The organism is Marinoscillum pacificum (assembly GCF_024714495.1).
GTDB classification, from domain to species: Bacteria; Bacteroidota; Bacteroidia; order Cytophagales; family Cyclobacteriaceae; genus Marinoscillum; species Marinoscillum pacificum.
This window is the reverse complement of sequence record NZ_JAMZMJ010000022.1, coordinates 35139-56153: the sequence shown is the minus strand read 5'-3', so window position 1 is coordinate 56153 and position 21015 is coordinate 35139. Positions and strand designations below refer to the sequence as shown.

The window sequence follows — 21015 nt, the reverse complement described above, 5'->3', positions numbered from 1 at the left end:
ATGAAGAATTTACGATCAACACTCGCGCTTTTATTTCTGGTATGGTTTTCAGGCTGTGGGCTGCTAGATGATAGTGATGCGGACTGCCCGATAACAGCTGAACCTCTGGAGGACGAGGATTATACGCTCAACCAGAATGTAGCCTATCATAACAACTCAGGAGGTGATGTGTATTATACCGTCGGAGAGTGTTTTGGTGGTTCGGCAGAATATGTGTGGGATTATTCGGGTGAGATCTACGAAATGGTCGGAAACAAAAGCTTTGAATTACTAACCAGCGGTACCATGTGTGTAGAGCTGGAGTCTGGAGGAAGTAGAACAGAGCGGCTTTGCAAAGACATTACTGTACACCGTAAGCATGTTTGGGCCAGGCATTATGTAGATTTTCCTGGAGGCAAAACCAAACAAAGCGTGTCCATGACCATCAATGGAGATGTTTACAGTGGTTTTGGCAATTTCAACAACTGGTACCGATTAGATACAGTTTCCTTCCGCTGGCAGGAGATGGCTAACATCCCTAATCTGGTAGACTTTAATGCATTTGCCGGTTTTGCTATTGAAGGGAAAGGCTATTTGGTAGGCAATAACTCCATTCTTTATGAATATGATCCTGCGACCAATTCCTGGGCTAACAAAGGTCAGCTGCCGCAATTGGTATCTACCATACTCAACTTGGGAGGTGTTGGTCGAGAAAATTACAATTACCCTGTTCTTGGCGTTTCAGAAGGGGGTAAAGGCTATTTCGGGATAGGTAATATGTATCACCTCTACGAATACGCTCCCGAAACCAATGAATGGAAACAGTTGACAGATCGGCCAGAGCGAGGCGAGATAGGAGATCACTCGTTTGCCTACAAGGGTAAAATCTACGCAGGTAAATATGAGTATGATATCGCTACGGATACCTGGAAAAAAGGCGGTGATAACTTTTCTGTGGATGTGGGGTTTTCTCCTGGGTTCGTTCCTTTCAATGGAGTGATGTATGGAGGACTGGCAGGGAAAACGGTCCAGTTTGATGGGGAAAAGGTAACAGAAGTGGACATGGAAGGAGCTACTCAACTGATCATTGCACCAACGGGTCTCTATGGAAATGGCGCTGTTACTGGTGATATCATTGTGTTTCCACGATTGATGGGAGTGCTGGGATATGATGAGAATAGCTGGATGTACTATTTAGATAAATAAGGATAATGAAGAATTTGAGGCAATTATTAGCAATCGTGATTTTGGGTGCTGCTGCCTGGTCGTGTGAAAAAGAGCCCGAATGCGGAGAAGATTTTAATGGGAAACTGGGTGAAACCTGTGCAAGAGTTTCATCTCCACGCAGTGAGTCAGATGGTGAGACGTATGAAGAAATTTTTATAGACTTTCGTGTAGCAGGCGGAGTGGGGACTCTTTTAATACAGGACTTAGATGGTTTGATTGAGAAGGGAACGTATACTGAAGAAGATGGCGCTTACTATAAAGATGTATCTCCTTATGTTATAGAAGTTAACATTACCCGTCTGGATAGAAATGAAGATGGAGGTAAAATATGGGGTAACTTTCACGTGAGGGGGCAATATCAAGGAACAGCTTATGAGCTTACGGGAAGTTTTAATGATGTGATCTTTTATAATTAGTGAATGAAAAGGAGTAAACTGTGTGTCTTATATTAGATTTATTATTTCAGAATCACTTTGCTCATCATCAATAAGTTTCTTTCGAAATTTTTTGATAGTGTTCGCACCATCGACAATAAAATTATTTAAAGCCTTCTTCATTAATTCTATCTGCTCCATTCCTCGTTCGCCACTGTAGAAGTTCTTCTCATCTTCCTTTGATACTTTAAAAACATCATCACCTTCACCAAAAAATGCATAGGCAAGTTCTTCCTCAAAAATACTTAAATGAACTGCCGGATGATTTTTATACGTATCTAATAATATGTGAAATGACAACATCAACTTCCCATAATATTCATGAATGACTCCACTTGATGGATTGCTGATGCCTTGTAATTCTAATAGAAACCGTTCCACTGTGGGAATCGATACGTATTGGCAGATATTATTGTAATCCATCTCAACGAGTAATAAAAAAAAGTGTTCTCGTCTCAAAAGAGTTGTTGGATTCGATTGGATTTCCCTGTTAAGCTTATCGTAAAGTTTCTTTTTATTGTCTGGGCCTAACTTTGTTATATATAATGATGCGAAATATTCTTGCAATGATCGGTGAGGAAATGTGTAGTCTAAACCTTCTTTGTTTAGAATTCCTATGGCAACTTGCAAATCATCAATTAATCTTTCGTTGTTAAAGTCAATATTAGATTTTTTGGATTTAATAATTTCTAATTTATCCGTCAGATAATTACTAGAAAAAACAAACTTCTCTTCGAAGAAAGATAAAAATGAAAAGAGTTGAAGAATTTCTTCAAATTGATCTTTTGCCAGCCCAGAAAGCCGTTCTCTAACAAATGCCAATTTGGATATGCTATCGTGAATAGAGAATAATGTATCAAATACCTGATCATAGAACTCGCTTCTTTTTTGTGGGATATCAGAAAATGACTGAAAAGTCAGGATGAACATGGATAAAAGAAGAGGATTGCTTAGAAATGACCTATAAGATCTATTTTCAGATTTGTTTATCGACTTAATTATCTTTTCAGCCAATTCTATTTCTTCAATCGGTATTTGCTTCTTAACAAAAGCAGCTATTTCATTTTCATCTAGATCACAGACTTCAAAGTTTGAAAAAAGAGGTAATAGGTCAATGCTAGTATATGGTCGGGAAGTTATTACATATTTGTTGTTAGGAAATTTCTGAACAAAGGAATCAATATCCTTTGTTGTTTTGGCCTTGATGTTTGAGTTCAGTTCATCGTAACCATCAAGAAAGAATGCAAAGCTATCTGATGATAAAAGTCGATCAATTATCCTTTCACTAAAACCGATCTTATGAAAGTGGAATATTTGATCATAAATGTATTCAGATATTGAACCATCAAACTCGTTTAAATACCGGAGTTCAATTTTAATAGGTATTTTGAATTGTTCTTTGAAGCAATTAGTGTATAGGTACTTTATGATTGTACTTTTTCCACTTCCGGCATTTCCAATTAATGTTATGCAATTCCATTTATTTAAAAGTTTCTTAGTCGAACTGGTCGAAATGCGTTTTTCGGGATGCGTTTGTTCTGCGAACTTTTTGATAAACAGAGGCTGGTAAAACTCCGTCAGACATTTTGGCTCAGACCGATGAAGTAAGGTTTTTGAGAAATAGTTTCTTTTATATTCTTCAGTCTGATACTCCAATAACCTGTTGGAAAAAGTGTGTTGTAGTTCTTCACCAAGGATTGAAAAAATTTTTTCAAGTGGTTTCTTAAATGTGCTTGTAATTTCCTTTAATTCCATGAGGCAGTCATATAACACACAATATCGTAACAACATGACCGATCATGTTATTTTAAATATGAAATAACCTATGTTCTTTTTATAGAGGGTTGGCCTTTTCATTCCTCCAAAATAACGGAATTTCACATTTTATGCACCTTGAAGAGATAGGTTTTTGGACAGAAATGTATTTACTATTAACGTCTAGTAGCAGATGAAGTATTTATTGCCTACTTAAGGATTAACCAAAATCAGTGGATGAGTGATTGCCAGGCGCAGATAGATAATTTTCCCATGCGGATTAAGTTCTTGACACTCATTTTCAACACACGCTATTTATTGAAAATTTACAAATACTTCTTCAGCTTTTTCTTGAAGTAGATCGCACTTGTTTCCACACTTTTTAGTGCATTCTCAGCAAAATTACCGCCCTGCTCTATGTAGTAATATTCAAGTCCTGACTGCTCAGGATCCGGTAAGATTTTGGTGTAGTCAATACTTCCATTACCCAGTTCGGTGTAGTCTCTTGATGTTTTGTGCATGTCTTTGATGTGCCACATCACCACTCTGCCTGGTTGGGCTGCTACAAGTTCTTTAGGAGTGAAGTTGGCTGAGTGCATCACCCAATACATGTCCATTTGTAGTTTCACCAGATCAGCATCGGTATTTTGAAGAATGATGTCGTATCCGGTTTCTCCACCATAGTCTTCAAACTCATACCCATGATTGTGGTAGGCAAAACCAAGTCCAGCGGCGTTAACCTGTTCACCAATAAGGTTGAGGCGTGCAGCCATTTTTTTGAAGTTTTCGCGAGTTCTTTGCTCAGGGGCGATCCATGGCCAGGTGATATAGCTTAAGTCAAGGTCCTTTGCACCCACTATACACTGGTCTACAAAAGTTTTCAGTTCCTCTATGCTTTTATCTAAATAGGATGAAAACCCGAAATGTCCCGAGGAGGCGGTTAAATTCATGTCAGTCAATAGGCTTTTGAACTCTGTAGATGGAATGCCATAGAAGGTATTCTTTAATGGTTCAAAACCGAAGATTTCAAAGTCTTCATATCCAAGCGCTTTTACATGAGCCAATGTTTGTTGAGGGTTTTTGAGCATGTCCTCATTCACGGTAAACAGTTGCAGTCCCATTTTGTATTTTGAAGCTCTTGCAAAATGTGGCAAGGGTATGAGCAATGCTGAGCTTCCTAAGGCTGTCTTCTTAACAAAGTCACGTCTATTCATCATCAGGGTTTTAGGTGTCAGGCAAATTATAGGATTTAACCTGTTTTATTAGACATCCGACCATCATTTTTTGAAAAATGAAGAAATCAAAAGGTTATGCATTTGTCGATAGAATAGATCCAGTATTATGACAGACTGATTTTGGGAATCCTTGTTTGCAATTAAAATAAAGGCCTTTTAAATAACTTTTGAAAAGGCCTCTTGAAATGAGTTATAACCCAAATTGTCTCAAATGATGGTCGGTGTGTTTATAGACATATTGACCAATTTGTTCCTTGGACATAGGACCAAAGAAGGGGTGAATAAATCCGGAAAAAGAATTGTCAGGAGTTTTCAGATATCGTTTGAGCAATTCCTTCCAATCCTTTTGTAGCGGTGTAATATCTCCTTCACCGACTATCTTAAATTCTGGATGTGTTGGTTGATTTTTCTTTAGTGGACTGTCATCTTTTAAAATACTCTTCAACGCCATTTTGCCAAAAAGTTTACCAATGAATAGTCTGTTGTATGAGTGGTCTCCTAAATACATGTGTTCACTGAGAACACAATGTTTTAGCATTTGATATGCTGACATTTTCCCCCATATCGCAGAGTGATCATTGTTGAGTTTATCAATTCTTTCAGAAAAGACGGAAACCGAGGAAGGGTCAAAAATTGATTTCATAATTTAAATGGTAAGGTGAGTAAAACAACTGCAAGTAAGTTTTGATTAATTCCTTCTTGCTTTGATTACAAAGCTTTCACCTTTTCATTTTTGAATTCTTGCCCTATGACAAGAAAGCTAATTGGATAGCTCTTTTCTGATTCTACTAAGTGAAGTGTCCGTAATGCCGAGATATGTCGCTATGTCTTTGAGAGAAGCGTTTTGGAAAACTTCAGGGTGTAGTTTTAGCATGGTTAGGTATCTTTCTTTGGCAGGCTTTGCAATGAGATCCAGATGTCGTTTTTTCATCATAAAAAAGCTTTTGACTAGCCTGGCTCTTCCTGATTCTCTGAAGTCAGCTATTGAGTGAAACAGTTCTTGAAAGCTGTCGAAACCAATCTTCCAGGCTTTGATCTGTGTGCTGGCTTGATAATATTCAGTAGACGGATTTCTCATAAAAAATGCTGGCCAATCAATAATCAAGTTTCCTTGAGAAAAAAACTCTGTAGTGACTTCATTACCTTCCATATTGATCACAAACGACCTGGCAAAACCAGATTCAATGAAGTAGTAGTGATTGATCACCTGGTCTGGAGTGAATATATATTCTTTCTTGTCGAAGGATACGGATTCAAATGCCGAGAGAATTTTATCCATTTCCACCTGAGAGGTGATGTCAGGATCAAAAAAAGATTTTAAAGATGTCATTATGGCTTTTGGTTGAATAAAGAATGTTTAAAACTGATTATTCAATGAAAATAAGTGATCGGAGTAATCATGCCAAATGGTTCTATCAAATTAAATACTTTCATGAGCTTTATGCAGATAGAATGGAATAGATGAAGCCTGTAATTTCGATTTTACAGGCTTTATATATTCACTGAAAGAATAAAGGAAATCTCCTCTTAACTGCTAATTAGTGCAATCGGTACTATATCCAGCCTCATTGTCTTTGAGCCATCCAGATGATGGTGCTTCGAGATTGTCTACTTGGATACACGTTAAGTCAGGATTACCTTGAAATTCTACTCGCGTAAAATTTTCATTCTTGCCATTGGCCATGTTTACAGAGGTCAGTTGGTTGCTATGTGCCTTGAGGTCTGTAAGAAGCGGAAGCATGGATACGTCCAGTGTTTCTAATTCATTGGTTTCCAAAAGAACTTGTAAGAGCATTGTATTAGCCGACAGGTCTACGGATGTTAGATTATTTCTGAATGCCTGTAGGCTACGGATGTTGGGAAAATATTGGATACCTTCCAGGCTGGCAATCTCCATGTTGGAAATCAGCAAAGATCCTTCATACGCTTCTGCCTCTGAAACTTCTATTACATCATTTCCATTGGTATTGATGGCGGATTCACCGATCAGATAAGATTTGAAGTTTTCATCTGGAATGTTGATTCCTTCAGGGATGTTAGGAGATTCATCCTTGCATGAAAATAGGCTGCTCACTATTATTCCACATAGTCCAAATTCCCGAGCTAATCTGTTCATAGATATTCTTTTTTAGACAAGGATAGAGCTGATCTTCACTTAGAAAAGTTGGTTTTTAGGATTTGAAGGAATTGGTCTAGAATTCGAGTGGAAAAAATGATAATCAGGATTTTGTCAAAACGGGGAATTATTTAATTCATATTTTCATTTACATCAAATAGTCAATAAATATTCAACTTAGAGATATGTCTCAATCATCCAGCCCGATTGCTTATTCCATACTTGAGTTAGCCACTGTTTCACAGGGATCTACAATTAAGGATACATTTGATAATAGCTTAAAATTTGCTCAAAGAGCTGAGCAACTTGGATTTAAACGCTTTTGGTTAGCTGAACATCACAATATGAAAAGTATTGCGAGTTCTGCTACTCCAGTGCTTATCGGCCATATAGCGGGCGGTACAGAGACTATTAGAGTTGGATCTGGCGGTGTAATGCTGCCCAATCATTCACCATTAGTGGTGGCTGAGCAGTTTGGAACCTTAGGTTCACTGTATCCGAATAGAATCGATCTTGGATTAGGAAGAGCTCCTGGGACGGATCAAGTTACCGCTGCTGCCATTCGATCAGATAGAATGGAGTCCGTTTATAAGTTTCCTGATGAGGTGGCCGCTGTGATGAACTATTTCAACGACAATGAAGGTGCAAGAGTTAGAGCAACCGTTGCGGAAGGAGTAGATGTCCCTGTTTACATTTTAGGCTCCAGTACAGATAGTGCTCACGTCGCTGCTCAAATGGGATTGCCATATGCTTTTGCAAGTCATTTTGCGCCTACACATTTATTTGAGGCATTAGAAATTTACCACAGAGAGTTTCAACCCTCACAGTTTTTGGATAAGCCCTATACCATCGCAGGAATCAATGTGATTGCAGCTGAGACTGATGAGGCTGCCAAGCGATTGTCAACTTCTATGATACGCATGATGCTCGGAGTAATGACCAACAACATTGACTATTTGCAGGCTCCTGAAGAGTTTACCAGTGAGTTTGAGGATTTATTGGCCAATCCATCATTTCAGCGAATGACCAAATATGCGTTTATCGGTAGTCAAGAAACGGTTCAAAACCAGACGGCAGATTTCATAGAGCGTACTGCTGTCAATGAAGTAATTATAGGGTCAAATATTTATGATCCATACGCAAGAATTCGTTCAATTGAGATTTTTGCCGAAGCAATGAATTCTATCAACGAAGGCTGTACGGTTTGACGATTTATTACGCTTTGCGCACAAACTCTGATTTTAATGCCATAGATCCAAATCCATCAATTTTACAATCGATGTTGTGATCACCATCTACCAATCGGATACTTTTCACTTTAGTGCCAGCTTTGATTGGTTTCGGAGCTCCTTTTACAGGTAGGTCTTTAACCACAACTACAGCATCACCATCCTGAAGAATGTTTCCGTTGGCGTCTTTTACGACATTTTCTTCTGAAACAGTATCTTCTTCAGTGGTTGTTTCTTCAGGGTTCCATTCGTGGCCACATTCAGGACAAGCTAGTAATATGCCGGTAGGGTATGTATAGGGTGAGCTACATTTTGGGCACGGAGCAAATTCTTCTGACATCACTTTAGGATTAAATGTGCGCGAATATATAAAAATCAGTTGCTGACTTATGTAAATCGCATATGATCTAAATCATTGGAGAATAAAAAAGCATCCGCCAACTGACGGATGCTTTCAGTAATTAATTGAATTATTGTGGGTTATTCTTTAATAAGTTTTACCTGATAGCTGAAGTTTCGTTCCGTATCGTATAGGTTGACAAAGTAGATGCCCGGATCTAGATTTTCAGTGTTTAATTTCAAATCATAGGTTCCGGTCTTTGTTCCTAATGAGCCATTGGAGATTATTTTTCCATCGATAGAAAGCAACTTGAAGTTAAGGCTACTTATTTTTCTATTGACAGTATACCTCAGCTGTGCTGTCTCTTTGACTGGGTTCGGATAAACTTTTATTTCATTCAGGAAAGGAGACGGTGTGCCTAGTACAGGAGAACTTTCTACAAAAATCCCATCCTCTGTAACTGTTGCTAACACCGAGTATCCGGTCACATTGGATCCTTCTAATACAAACTCTACATCAGAATCTTCATCCATAGGAACACCAGGATATTCGATTCTCAATCGATAAGTACCGGCTTCTAGGTTTGTAAATTGGAATTCACCATTGTCATTAGACTCTACATAAGCATAAAGAACAAAGTCACCTTCTTGAGTAGTTCTTCCTTTTGGAACAAAACGTCTGACACTACATGCTGCACGTTTAACCTTTCGACGTGCATCAATACGATTGCCGTTATTGTCTGTTCCATCCTCTTGAAAATTGGTTTCAACTATTCCTGTGATAGATTTTGCTTGTGAAGGAGGTGGAGTAGTAGTAGGAGGTGTAAAGACAATCATTTCTATATTTACTCCAGTTGTCTCCTGTCTCAATTTTAACGTGTCAGCATCTTCGTAATCCTGTTCTTTGATGTAATAGGTTTGAATCGTGTTTTCAAAGACCTCTCTATTTGGCTTAACATTGATAAGGAAATCTCCGAGTATTACATCAGAAAATTCGTAAGTACCAGTGGTCGATAATTCAACGGTGTCTTCCGCTACAAAAGGCCCTGAAGGCGTTAATCTTAATATAATTACATCGCCATCGGTTAGTGGATTGCCTGCCGTAGTTATTGCACCAAACAAATTCGTTTTTGCCCATACATTGAGCGGCTCGCTAATAAGCGTAAGTTCTGGAACTGATGGGTGTGTTGCTGTTAGGATATAGGTTCCCTGGTTGTCAAAATTGATATTCTCAATGAGAAGGTTTCTGTTTACTTGACCCGCCAACTCAACAACATCAGTGTTGATGTTTTGTCCTGGTATTAATTTGCCAAATTTCCATTGATAAACAGTGCCAACTCCAAGATCAGGCACGGAAATTTCAATTGAGCTACCTGCTGCAAGTGTATCACTCTTTGCTTGTCCAATTATTGCTTGTTCGGTGTAAGTGTAATTGGCAATAGCAGCATTAGGCACGAGCTCTTCAAATGTGAGATTGTTATTGCTCACATCCAGATAGGTCATCAACTCAAAAAGACCGAAATTTGGAATTGTATCCAGATTGTTGGAAGAGGCATCAAGATAAATAAGGCTAAAGTTGAACCCTAATGAATCGATAGCATTTGTTCCAAGGTCATTATTGTTAATTATAAGCGTATCCAGTTGATCTAGTTCTTCTAATGCTGGGAATTTTCCAACGAGATTATTTTCAGCTAAATCTAACTTTGAAACTCTTTTGTCAGCATCGATGGTAACTCCAGCCCAGGAGTCAGCTGTTGTTGATAACCATCCATTGGTGTCTGCGTTTGCCCATTCAGGTCCTCCTAAGTTGTTGTAAAGTCTAACTAATGCTGTGGAATCTCCTTTTGTAATCGTATTGGACGGAGTAATAATTGTCGTAGTAATTTCTATACTTGTAAATGAAATTGTTGCATCAAGAACATATTCATCTAGCAGGTTAGCATCAGCTACTTCAAATACCAACTCAGGACTTATTAATCCAGGGTAAGCGAGCTCTGCGCTATAAAAACCGGTGCCAATAGCCCCAAAGTCAATATTGCCTGAAGCATCCGTTTCTTTATAATCATACGGGATATATGTCCCGTTTTCCGTGTCTGATCTTGAAATCACTAACGGAATTGCTTCATTTAAGTCCGCTGATATGGTATTGCTTACAGAGGCACTCAACAAGGCTCCATCTTCGACCGATGGGGGTACGAAAGTGCTAATGATTATAGTAGTTGGATCCAGACTTTCAGCGAAGAATATAGTGTCTGCTAGAGTCCAGCTTGGTTCTCCAGTGGATCCATAAGTAGGTAAGGCATCCGGGTATAATGTTGGGTCAGCTTTAGTCTCCAATATATAAGCTCCATCTGCTACATCTTCAAATGAGAAAGCTCCATCTACTATAGCTACAGTGTCAACAGGTACAAATGGACCAACAGACATTTGATACAATACCACTTGTCCATCAGTTACAGGAGCATCATTGTACAGGATTGATCCGGCAATAGTTGGGATTAAAACTGGTTCGTTTGTTGTGTTAAGTATTAAATGCGAGCCTGCATAGTATTGAAGCGCTATAATATCTAAATCTCCATCTCCATCAATATCTCCATAGTCTGCATCGTATGATGATGTTCCAAGAGTACCAGCTAACGTAAATGCTCCAGCACCATCATTTGCCCAAAATTCATCTTCATACTCTTCACCGCCTAAGATCAGTATATCAACATCACCATCTAGATCAAAGTCAGCTATTTTTCCTCCATAGTATGCAGTTGGGCTAAATGGAAGTACTTCAGATGAAAAAACACCTAAACCATCATTTGTAAGTAAATAGTGAGGTGCTCCACCAGATATGTAGCTATTTAAAGCTATAATATCCAGATCAGAGTCTGCATCAATATCACCAATAATCAATTTGTCAAATTCTCCACCAATTCCATCAAGATAGGTGGTTGGAGTTGAAGCTAAAGTGCCAGCATCATTGGTAATGATCACCACTCCATTAGAGCCTCCTGAAATAATGTCCATATCGCCATCTCCATCAATATCCACTAGCTGCAGTTCATTTTTTATTTCTTGATTGATGAATTGCGTTTGGTTTGTAGTAAATACACCGCCTTCATTGAAATGGGTCATTAAGTAATATGTTCCTTCTAAATATTCAGAAATGGTAACTATATCCAGATCTCCATCCCCATCCAGATCAGCCACTTCTGTTTGAAAGACTTCTCCAGTTAAGGAAATTGGTGTGCCTTCAGTAAATGTGCCGGTACCATCATTGGTCCAAAGAGTTAGATTGGACTGGAAGCCATCAATGTCTCCTAACATCATATCAATGTCACCATCAGAGTCAAAATCACCAACAACCAGGGCATATCCCAACGGGGCGTTGAAATCACGGAATAAGTCTTGTTTAATAGTCAAGTTACCTTTGCCATCGTTTTCGAAAACTGCCGGTGTGCCTGAGATAATAACATCTAGGTCGTCATCATTGTCAATGTCAACAAATTTGTTCCTTAGTCCATAAAAAACGGTTGTGAAGTCATCTCTGAATAATGTGAACGTTTGAGCCGTGTTCTTATACACAACAATGTCAAAATAATTTGAAGCAATAAGATCCAGGTCTGAATCGCCATCTACATCGAAGATGGATAATGCGTCTATTGAGCCTCCATTAGTCGTAATTGGTAGTTGGCTGGGGGTAAATGTGCCTATACCATCATTGTAAAGTGCTGTGAAGGAATCACTCTCTTCAAAGAGCAGGTAGTTCCGATACTCTTCCTTGTATACAATGTCTAAATCTCCATCTTTATCAATGTCAATAAGATGTTCAAGGTATGCTCTTCTTGCAAAATCTGTGGTAACATTGTTTTGTATTAATGTATCGGGAATGTCAAAGATTCCCGTACCTTCGGTATTGTATAGGACAACAACCCCTGAGTTATAATAGGATAAAACTATGTCGTCAGTGCCATTCCCATCTAAGTCTCCAGCATCGCCTTGTTCGAAATAGGCATTGGATATGGCGTCATTCAGGATATAGTTTGCCGGAGCAAATCCACCACTTCCATCATTAGTATAAACCCGGACGAAATAGTCGCTCACTACTATATCAAGGTCACTATCACCGTCAAAATCACCCAATATAAACTCGGTGCTGCTGCCAATAGAAGAGCCTAGCGAAAAGGATCCTGTTCCGTCATTTATCAGGGTGATGACCGAACTTCCATTTTGAGGAGAATATGAGCCGGTAATTATGTCTGAATTTCCGTCTCCATTAATATCTACAATTTCGAAATCGTTGTTAGCTCCAATATCTGCTATTGTCTGTGAAGTACTTGAGAGTAAGCCCGTACCATCATTTAAATAGGTATGAATTTCTAAGGTAGGGGTTCCATAGGAGTCATAAGAGCTGTTAAGAGCTAACAGGTCCAGGTCTCCATCAGCATCTATATCTGTAATTAAAGTGTTGTCAAGGTAATTGCTTGATACATTGCTTATTACAATTCTGTTGTCAAAATTCCCAGCTCCATCATTTTGTAACATGTCAAGAGTGCCTGAATAATTAAAAACTACAAGATCCTCATCTCCATCACCATCCATATCACCATGAAGATATACCCCGTCTTCCATGAGCGGATCCCCAAAGAAATCTTGAGATTCAAAAAGGGCGATTTCGGCCACATTGCTCACTTTAGGAACGTTGGATAAAGGTGTTGATTTTGCGCGAACCTCTCTTCTCCCGAGTATTCCTGTTTTTTTTGAGGTATCTGTATCCTGCCCATTGGCTATTACCGTTACAAACCCTAAAGCAACAGCCATTGCCCAATGCTTAAGCTTAGGAGTTGATTTGAACCCTAACTGTTCCTCGAGGTGTTTAAGTTTTTCAACTAATCGATGTTTTCGTTTGGAACTCTTCTCTTGAAAGGTTCCTGATTTCATTGATTTCAAGAAACGTCCACGAAGTTTTTGGTACGTGCTATGCTGGCGTTCTTTGATAATGTTTTGTAGCTCTGGTTTCATATGCGGCGATTTAGCTTGTTTGGGGTTGAGCTTCTTGCCAGAATACATTCTCTCTGGTAGAAACACTCGTTAGATGTAGTTCCTTATCAAGGTTTAAAAGATTAGGTCTGATGGTGTTAGGAAGAACTTTAACCTCAAATAGTTCATCCACTGTATTTTGGTATTGTATAAAGCCAACCTGTTTTCCAGTGGGAATATAAATAATAGAAATCCCACAGAAAGTTTTTGTTTTAGCAATAGGGGCATCTTTAAATAAGGAAGAGCCTTCTCTTAATTTAGAACTTGCTACAAACAAATAATCTCCAATTCTATCCATGCCTCGCAAGAAACCATTGATTTGGGAAACCTCGTCATATGTACCTGCTTCAGGATTGATTTTTACAACTTTTCCTTCTGCACTAAGAAGTGCATATGTTCCATCTTCGTAGCATCGTGGAGAATGAGGGACAGGTAATTCCGATAATATTATTTCATTGCTTTCAATGTCTATAAGTACACCACCGTTAAGCATGTTTTCTTTCCAGCTAAGTTTAGTGTTTCCAGATCCTAAGGCAGTTACGTATTTAGGAGTACCATTATCTACAGCGATACCATTCAGGTGACATCTATCTTCAGGATAGAGCTCTGTGATGAACTTAGGTTTCCATATCGGTTCAAAGCTAAACTGGTAACTCACTGAAGAAAGGCATGAAAAAGAGGTGTTAACTGTGATCAAACCTTTATTAGTCCAGGCCAGGTCATGGATGTCTAAAACTCCTGTATAAAAGCTGGCTCGCGGAATGAACAAAGAATCATATGTATTGGGGTTGGCTGGATAATTTGGCGCCATTCCAGGAGCATTGGCAGCAATGATCACTTGATCTTTTAATGCAATGGCTATGTTATTGTTTCTAACAGCCATTCCCATTGGTCTTTCGAAGTTCCTTGGTAACTGCACAAGTGAACTATCATCCTTTGGTGAAAAGATTACCACCTTACCAGTTTGGTAAGTGCTTATTGCTAATGAAATGTTCAGGGCTTTTAACAGCTCAGGTACGTTATGACTAAACGTATAGCTAAATGGCGGGGCGGGACTACTCATAGTCAATAAAGATATCAACTTATGAGTGTTTGTTGCAATTTAATTGAATGAAAATACCACTTTAAGGGTATTAAATTTTAATATTTCAAGATGTTGGGACGGTTATTTAACCCTTCCAGGGTTCTCACTTAAGAAGGCATTCCAACTTTTATAGCTAGCCTTAGCCTTACCACCTCCTTGATAATAATGACACATGGCAACACCTAATGCATCTGTAGCATCAAGCATTATATTTTGTTGGTCAGGCATTTTTAATAGGTTTTTCAGCATGGCTGCCACTTGTTCTTTTGATGCATTACCATTGCCGGTTACAGATTGCTTCACCTTTTTTGGAGCATATTCGGTAATTGGTATTTCTCTTGAAAGTGCGGCTGCCATAGCAACCCCTTGAGCACGCCCTAATTTGAGCATTGATTGTACGTTTTTACCAAAAAATGGAGCTTCCAGTGCTACTTCGTCAGGATGGTAATCATCAATCAAGCTAAGTATTCGCTCAAATATTTTCTTGAGCTTTAGTTCATGTCCTGAGTATTTACTTAAGTGGATGACTCCAAATTGAAGCAGACTAACGTTTTGCTTCTTAACTTTGATCAGTCCATATCCCATTACTGTTGTTCCGGGATCAATACCCAATATGATTTTCTCTGATGAAGCAACTGCAGACATTCATGCAAATTAGCGATAACCCTGTGAGATATAAAGAAAAGTTCTTCTGGCTTCTGAAAATAATGGTGACGGTCTCTTGTCTTTGGTTTGTTGGGAGCAAGCTTAGCTCAAGTGAATATCCTCCTTTAAAGTTATTGCTTGATTCTCATATTTTGATTGTTTTAGGAGTGATGCTGTTGCTCATGCCATTGAATTGGTTTTTGGAGATTCAAAAATGGAGATTTTCGGTCGCTAATGAGGAGTTGAGTTTCAAGCAAGGGATGTATGCGGTTTTATCAGGTTTAGCTTTGAATTGGGTCTTCCCATTTACGCTGGGAGATATAGGCGGTAGACTAGCGAATGTCAAAAACTATAAACAGTCAGGCATCGCACTTATGTTAACTCGAGTGATTTCTGTTGGAATCACTTCTGCATATGGAGGATTTGCGTTAATCCAATATTTTGGCTTGTCGGACGTGTATTATTTTTTGATTGCTCTTGGGTTACTTCTTTTGTTAATAGGTGTGCGAAGGATTTATAATAAAAGTCACCTGAAGAATTTTCGACGAGTTGTTGGCCTCACTTTTTTCAGGTATTTCGTTTTCACTATTCAATTCGCCTTAATAATATGGGCTGTAATTCCTGCCTTATCGGTAGAATCAATTTTTGGAGGTGTTGGCTGGGTGTTTTTTTTTAGGAGTATAGTGCCATCCATCTTTGGGAATTTTGGCGTTCGTGAAGCGAGTGCATTGATTTACTTCGAAAGATTTTTAGATGTCCCAACGCTAATACTGGTTCCATGTTTGTTGATTTGGTTGATTAATACCGTGATTCCATCAATTGTTGGAGCGTTTTTCATTTTCAAATTAAAACTTAACATTGCGCAATGATCGTATTTGTTGCGTTTTCTGCTGTATATATTCTTTTTCTGGCCTGGAGTAGATGGTACTGGACAGAGACTGAATTAGTCGAAATTGACTCGCAATTTGTTCGGTTTTCTATCCTTGTGCCAGTTAGAAACGAAGAGATAAAAATTCTTGAGTTATTGGAGTGCATTAAATCTCAGGACTATCCCAGCGATCATTATGAGGTTATAGTCATAGATGATCAGTCAGAGGATAACACATTTAATCTCGTAAAGTCATATATTCAGAACAACTCTCTTGATTGGAAATTGCTATCAGTTAATACAGGCGATAAAGGCGGAAAGAAGAACGCCATAACATTTGGTGTTTCAGAGTCTAAATACGATCATATCATTACAACTGATGGTGATTGTCGGTTTGGTGATAAATGGCTCAGGGCTTATGCTTCTAAATATTCAAATTCTGATGCGGTAATGGTTACTGGGCCTGTAAAAATGGAATCTAGAAACTTGTTCACTAGTTTGCAATCACTAGAATTTAGTTGCCTGATCGGAATAGGTGCCGCTACATTAAAATCAGGTAATCCTACTATGTGTAACGGAGCGAACTTATCCTATAAAAAGTTGATTTTTCAAGAGGTAAGTGGATACCTGGGTAACGAGAATATTCCTTCAGGTGATGATGAATTCTTACTTCAAAAGATCCATCGAAAGTATCCAGATAAAGTATCTTTTTTAAAATCTGCCGAAGCTGTAGCGTTTACAGATGCTAAACAAAGTATTGGAGAGTTGCTAAACCAACGAATTAGATGGAGTAGCAAATGGCGATTCCACAAAAGCATTTTTATCAAGCTGATGGCTTTGCTGGTTTTTCTAAATTATCTGGCCTTGTTCATGGCTGGTATTGAGTCTTTTGCAGGAGGTTATCCAATGGCCTTTCTTGGAGTTGTATTGATACGTTGGATCAGTTTATTGTATTTTTCTCACCCTTTAGCTCAATTTTTTAGAATATCCAACGTTGTCTGGATATCCCTGCTGTTGGAGATTATTTATCCGTTCTTCGTATTTTTCTTAGGAATAGCTTCTATTTTTGGGAAGTATTCATGGAAAGGGAGATACTACTCATGAGCGACGCGGAATTTGATGTGCTAGATCAGTTGTATTTTGTATCGAAATTGGATCAAATCCAGGAAGAAATCGATATACAAACAGACGAATTGATTCTGGTACTAAGTCAACTACATCAGAAGGGATGGATTAAAATTCTTGAAACGGTCGATGACGAAGTTTCAAGAGATAAACTTGACCTTAACAATCACGCAGGCCAGTATTTTTTCCTTGCTACCAAAGAAGGATTGCTTGCACATAATTCTTAAGCACCAATGCCTAATAGTCTCGACATACGTGATCTGGAGCTCAATGCGCTACTGGAAATAACTCAAGCCATTAATAATAATCTGGCAGAGGCTGATCTATATAAGATTTACAGGTTTACGGTATTGGCAGATCTGAAAGTTAAGCAGCTGGCTCTATACGTAAAAGACGATCATTGGGAATGTAAGGTACATTTTGGAACTCAGACTGATTGGTCAGATACTTTCTTGCCTCAGGAATATTGGGAGGCCAGAGATGGTCGATGCATGACGGAGGAGGATGGAGAGTTCTCTGTGTTTGATGAGTTGATTCCAGTACTTCACAAAGACAGATTGCTGGCAATCATATTTGTGGGTGGTCAAGAAAACAAAACCTCTGATTCTACATTCTTAAGAGCGCTTACCAATATTATTATAGTGGCTATTGAGAATAAGAAGCTAGCAAAGCGTCAATTACAGCAAGAAGCCTATCGTAAGGAGCTAGAAATTGCTAAAAGAGTTCAAAACTTCTTGTTCCCAAAGGAACTTCCACAAACACATCGACTTAAAATTGAAGCTGTATACCTGCCTCATCAGGATGTAGGTGGAGATTACTATGATTATTTGACTATAGATAATGATCGTTTCTTGGTTTGTGTTGCCGATGTAAGCGGCAAGGGTGTTCCTGCTGCATTATTGATGTCTAATTTCCAGGCATCGCTTCGTACCTTGGTTCGCAAAACTCAGGACCCTAAAGAGATAGTTAGTGAACTAAATCATGTCATTACAGATAGTGGCAACGCTGAAAACTTCATCACCTTCTTCCTCGGTATTTACGACTTCAATGATAAATCTTTCGAATATGTTAATTGTGGGCATAATCCACTTTATCTGGTGAAGAAAGATGAGATTATTGAATTGAACGATGGAACCACTATCCTCGGGATGTTCGACCCATTGCCATTCTTAAATACAGTAAAGTTGGAAGGTTTGGATGAGTTTATGTTCTTTGGTTACACCGATGGCTTGACTGAAACTTTCAATAAGAAGGATGAGCAATATGGTGAAGAGCGATTAGTTGAGTTTTTTGAAAAAGGTTTGCCTAAAGACATCAATCAGCTTCATACAGAGATTTTCAAGAGTCTTGATAAATTCAGAGAGGATACACCTTATAGAGATGATATTACTATGTTGTCCTGTTTAGTCAAGAACTAAAGCATGCGGACTTATTTCTTCAAGAATCCGTGGTGGCTTGCTAAATTTTATCTTAAGGCTACTTTTTCCATTCCAGGTTCTGAAGGCATTTATTTAACATTCGATGACGGACCTAATGAAATAGTCACTCCTTGGGTTTTAGATCAATTGAAAAAGTATAATGCAAAAGCGACATTCTTTTTAATCGGTAAAATGGCTGAGAAGAATCCTGAGTTGGTAAGCCAAATTATAAGTGAAGGACATTCAATAGGCGGGCACACTCATCATCATACGAGTGGTTGGCAATTGACTAATGAAGCCTATTACAAGGAAATAGAAGAAGGATTATCAGTGATTCCAAAGACAAAACTTTTTCGTCCACCTTATGGTCAAATTAGACTAAATCAGCTCACACAATTAACGAAAAAAGGAATCAAAACAGTAATGTGGTCTCATTTATCAGGTGATTTTGATGAAAAAGTAAACCGAGAGGCATCACTAGAAGTATTGAAGTCTGCTGAAACAGGCTCCATCCTGGTTTTTCATGATAGTCAGAAAGCTTTTGAAAATTTAACATACATATTGCCAAGAGTCTTAGATCATTTCTCAACTTTGCGGCTTCCATTTAAAGCATTACCCCAAGTATGATTTTAGTTGATTCACACGCTCATATATATACCAAAGAGTTCAAGGAAGATATAGATGATGTAATTGAGAGAGCAAAGGAAGTTGGCGTTGAGAAGATTTACATGCCAAATATTGATCATGAATCAATTGAGTCAATGCTGAATCTTGCTCAGAAATATCCAGGTTATTGTATTCCGATGATGGGCCTTCACCCTTGCTCTGTTGAGAAAGATTTTGAAAAGCAGCTTTATGAGGTTGAGGAATATCTCTCAAAAGAACCATTCGCTGCAGTAGGGGAAATGGGAACAGACCTTTATTGGGATAAAACTTTTTATGAGCAGCAAAAGGAGGCTTTTAAGATTCAATGTGAATTAGCGTTGAAACATAAACTACCAATTGTGATCCATTGTCGGGAATCAATAGATGAAACAATTGAATTGGTTAAACCTTTTTCGGAACGAGGACTTACAGGAGTTTTTCACTGCTTTACAGGTTCATTGGATCAGGCAAATCAAATAATTCAGCAAGGATTTAAGTTGGGATTTGGTGGAGTTGCTACATTTAAAAATGGCGGATTAGAGTCTGTAATTGAAAAAGTGTCACTTGAACACATTATGTTAGAGACGGATAGCCCATATTTGGCTCCAACTCCCAACCGTGGAAAACGAAATGAGCCCGCTTATGTAAAACTGGTCTCAGAAAAAATCGCGGCGGTTCTTGATAGAGATGTCGAAGAAATTGGGGAAATTACGAGCCGAAACAGCAAAAACCTGTTCATCAACCCATGAATTACAAAATAGTCAATATACGAACGACGGCAAGTGTAGATCCAGTAGATTCCATACTGATCATTTACACAGGAGGTACGTTTGGAATGGCTTATGACGACTCAGGATCTCTTGCTCCCTTCAACTTTGGACGTGTAATTGATCGCGTTCCGGAGCTTCGAGGACTAGAGTTGAAGCTAACTGTTATTTCTTTTCCTGAGCCTCGAGATTCTTCTAATATCAATTACCAGGACTGGCAGGATATGGCCTATATCATCTATGAGAATTACTCTCAATACGATGGTTTTGTGATACTGCATGGTACGGATACAATGTCATACAGTGCCTCAGCGTTATCATATATGCTGAAGGGATTGAATAAGCCTGTGATATTAACTGGAGCTCAAATTCCAATAGGATCCATCCGGTCAGATGCTCGAGAAAATTTGATCACTGCTTTGGAAATTGCTTCTGCTAAGAATGGAAATGTTCCAATGGTGAATGAAGTGTGTATCTACTTTAACTACTTCTTACTCAGAGGTAATAGATCACAGAAAATTCGAAGCAGTACTTTCGCCGCATTCCAAAGTCAGAACTATCCTTATCTAGCTGAGTCAGGTATTGAAATAGAGTATAGACAAAATTATATGGCCCCTCATGATCCTTCTGCCAAGTTGAAATTGGTGAAGAATTTTGATGACAATGTGGCCATATTGAAGATATTCCCTAGTATAAATAAAGCGACAGTTGAGAGCTTTTTTAAGATCAAGGGATTAAGAGGTGTTATTTTGGAAACATATGGTTCCGGTAACACGATGAACTTTGACTGGTTCCTGAAGATTTTAGAAGGAGCAGTTAAGAAAGGAATCATTATCTATAATGTTAGTCAATGTAGCGGAGGAGAGGTTATACAAGGCCGATACGAGACGAGCAAGAGATTAGATGATATAGGAATTATAAGTGGTGGCGACATCACTACAGAAGCAGCGGTTTCTAAGCTTATGTTTCTTTTGGGAAATGAGAAAAATGAAGCCTCAATCAAAAGAAAATTGGCTATTCCGCTAAATGGCGAAATGGATAACTGAAGTTTAGGCAAATGAAATTAAAATTTGCATAACCTTTTTTTTATTAATTTCTTTGTTGGCTTGTAAAATAGGTCA

19 protein-coding genes are annotated in these 21015 nt (G+C 38.5%); 10 read left to right on the top strand and 9 right to left on the bottom strand.

The window, feature by feature from the left end:
- Together NXS00_RS26215 and NXS00_RS26210 are read left to right on the top strand one after the other, a co-directional pair.
- Complete coding sequence (locus NXS00_RS26215; RefSeq protein ID WP_258102269.1) at positions 1-1185, top strand: Kelch repeat-containing protein; 1185 nt, start codon at positions 1-3, stop codon at positions 1183-1185.
- A 5-nt stretch (positions 1186-1190) separates the two neighbouring features.
- Positions 1191-1622 (top strand): hypothetical protein, encoded by a 432-nt coding sequence (locus tag NXS00_RS26210; RefSeq protein ID WP_258102268.1) that lies wholly within the window; start codon positions 1191-1193, stop codon positions 1620-1622.
- A 27-nt stretch (positions 1623-1649) separates the two neighbouring features.
- Here NXS00_RS26210 and NXS00_RS26205 read toward each other — a convergent pair whose 3' ends face one another.
- The 5 genes from NXS00_RS26205 to NXS00_RS26185 form a co-directional block, all read right to left on the bottom strand.
- On the bottom strand, positions 1650-3395 hold the full coding sequence (locus NXS00_RS26205) for an NACHT domain-containing protein (protein ID WP_258102267.1): 1746 nt from the start codon (positions 3393-3395) through the stop codon (positions 1650-1652).
- A gap of 326 nt (positions 3396-3721) precedes the next feature.
- The gene (locus tag NXS00_RS26200) at positions 3722-4612 is read right to left on the bottom strand and encodes a sugar phosphate isomerase/epimerase family protein (RefSeq protein ID WP_258102266.1); all 891 of its coding nucleotides are present in this window, start codon (positions 4610-4612) and stop codon (positions 3722-3724) included.
- A 208-nt stretch (positions 4613-4820) separates the two neighbouring features.
- Positions 4821-5273 carry a DUF1569 domain-containing protein gene (locus tag NXS00_RS26195; RefSeq protein WP_258102265.1) on the bottom strand — a complete coding sequence of 151 codons (453 nt, stop codon included), beginning with the start codon at positions 5271-5273 and terminating at the stop codon, positions 4821-4823.
- 117 nt (positions 5274-5390) lie between these two features.
- The gene (locus tag NXS00_RS26190) at positions 5391-5960 is read right to left on the bottom strand and encodes a Crp/Fnr family transcriptional regulator (RefSeq protein ID WP_258102264.1); all 570 of its coding nucleotides are present in this window, start codon (positions 5958-5960) and stop codon (positions 5391-5393) included.
- A gap of 204 nt (positions 5961-6164) precedes the next feature.
- The gene (locus tag NXS00_RS26185; RefSeq protein ID WP_258102262.1) at positions 6165-6746 is read right to left on the bottom strand and encodes a hypothetical protein; all 582 of its coding nucleotides are present in this window, start codon (positions 6744-6746) and stop codon (positions 6165-6167) included.
- Positions 6747-6931: 185 nt separating this feature from the next.
- Between NXS00_RS26185 and NXS00_RS26180 the strand changes: the two genes are divergently transcribed.
- Positions 6932-7954, top strand: coding sequence for an LLM class flavin-dependent oxidoreductase (locus NXS00_RS26180; protein ID WP_258102260.1), 1023 nt, complete (start codon positions 6932-6934; stop codon positions 7952-7954).
- Between the two features lie 7 nt (positions 7955-7961).
- On the opposite strand, the gene NXS00_RS26175 is transcribed toward NXS00_RS26180, so the two are convergent.
- From NXS00_RS26175 to ruvC, 4 genes are all read right to left on the bottom strand, one after another.
- Positions 7962-8315: a zinc ribbon domain-containing protein YjdM gene (locus NXS00_RS26175; protein WP_258102258.1), complete on the bottom strand. Its 354-nt coding sequence runs from the start codon at positions 8313-8315 to the stop codon at positions 7962-7964.
- Between the two features lie 140 nt (positions 8316-8455).
- A complete protein-coding gene (locus tag NXS00_RS26170; RefSeq protein WP_258102256.1) occupies positions 8456-13324 on the bottom strand; it encodes an FG-GAP-like repeat-containing protein in 4869 nt (1622 codons plus the stop codon).
- A 10-nt stretch (positions 13325-13334) separates the two neighbouring features.
- Complete coding sequence (locus NXS00_RS26165; protein ID WP_258102255.1) at positions 13335-14405, bottom strand: TIGR03032 family protein; 1071 nt, start codon at positions 14403-14405, stop codon at positions 13335-13337.
- A 102-nt stretch (positions 14406-14507) separates the two neighbouring features.
- Positions 14508-15071 carry a crossover junction endodeoxyribonuclease RuvC gene (ruvC, locus tag NXS00_RS26160; RefSeq protein ID WP_258102254.1) on the bottom strand — a complete coding sequence of 188 codons (564 nt, stop codon included), beginning with the start codon at positions 15069-15071 and terminating at the stop codon, positions 14508-14510.
- Between ruvC and NXS00_RS26155 the strand changes: the two genes are divergently transcribed.
- The 7 genes from NXS00_RS26155 to NXS00_RS26125 are packed head-to-tail and all read left to right on the top strand — an operon-like array spanning position 15053 to position 20940.
- Positions 15053-15940 carry a hypothetical protein gene (locus tag NXS00_RS26155; RefSeq protein WP_258102253.1) on the top strand — a complete coding sequence of 296 codons (888 nt, stop codon included), beginning with the start codon at positions 15053-15055 and terminating at the stop codon, positions 15938-15940. The genes ruvC and NXS00_RS26155 overlap by 19 nt on opposite strands.
- On the top strand, positions 15937-17043 hold the full coding sequence (locus NXS00_RS26150; RefSeq protein WP_258102252.1) for a glycosyltransferase: 1107 nt from the start codon (positions 15937-15939) through the stop codon (positions 17041-17043). The genes NXS00_RS26155 and NXS00_RS26150 overlap by 4 nt, the downstream gene beginning before the upstream one ends.
- Entirely contained in the window at positions 17040-17291 is a 252-nt protein-coding gene (locus NXS00_RS26145) for a hypothetical protein (RefSeq protein WP_258102250.1), read from the top strand. The genes NXS00_RS26150 and NXS00_RS26145 overlap by 4 nt, the downstream gene beginning before the upstream one ends.
- Before the next feature lie 6 nt (positions 17292-17297).
- The gene (locus NXS00_RS26140; protein WP_258102249.1) at positions 17298-18482 is read left to right on the top strand and encodes a PP2C family protein-serine/threonine phosphatase; all 1185 of its coding nucleotides are present in this window, start codon (positions 17298-17300) and stop codon (positions 18480-18482) included.
- Between the two features lie 3 nt (positions 18483-18485).
- Entirely contained in the window at positions 18486-19109 is a 624-nt protein-coding gene (locus NXS00_RS26135) for a polysaccharide deacetylase family protein (protein WP_258102248.1), read from the top strand.
- Positions 19106-19876, top strand: coding sequence for a TatD family hydrolase (locus NXS00_RS26130; RefSeq protein ID WP_258102247.1), 771 nt, complete (start codon positions 19106-19108; stop codon positions 19874-19876). The genes NXS00_RS26135 and NXS00_RS26130 overlap by 4 nt, the downstream gene beginning before the upstream one ends.
- Complete coding sequence (locus NXS00_RS26125) at positions 19873-20940, top strand: asparaginase (protein WP_258102246.1); 1068 nt, start codon at positions 19873-19875, stop codon at positions 20938-20940. Before NXS00_RS26130 ends, NXS00_RS26125 begins: the two co-directional genes overlap by 4 nt.
- Positions 20941-21015: the final 75 nt, after the last annotated feature.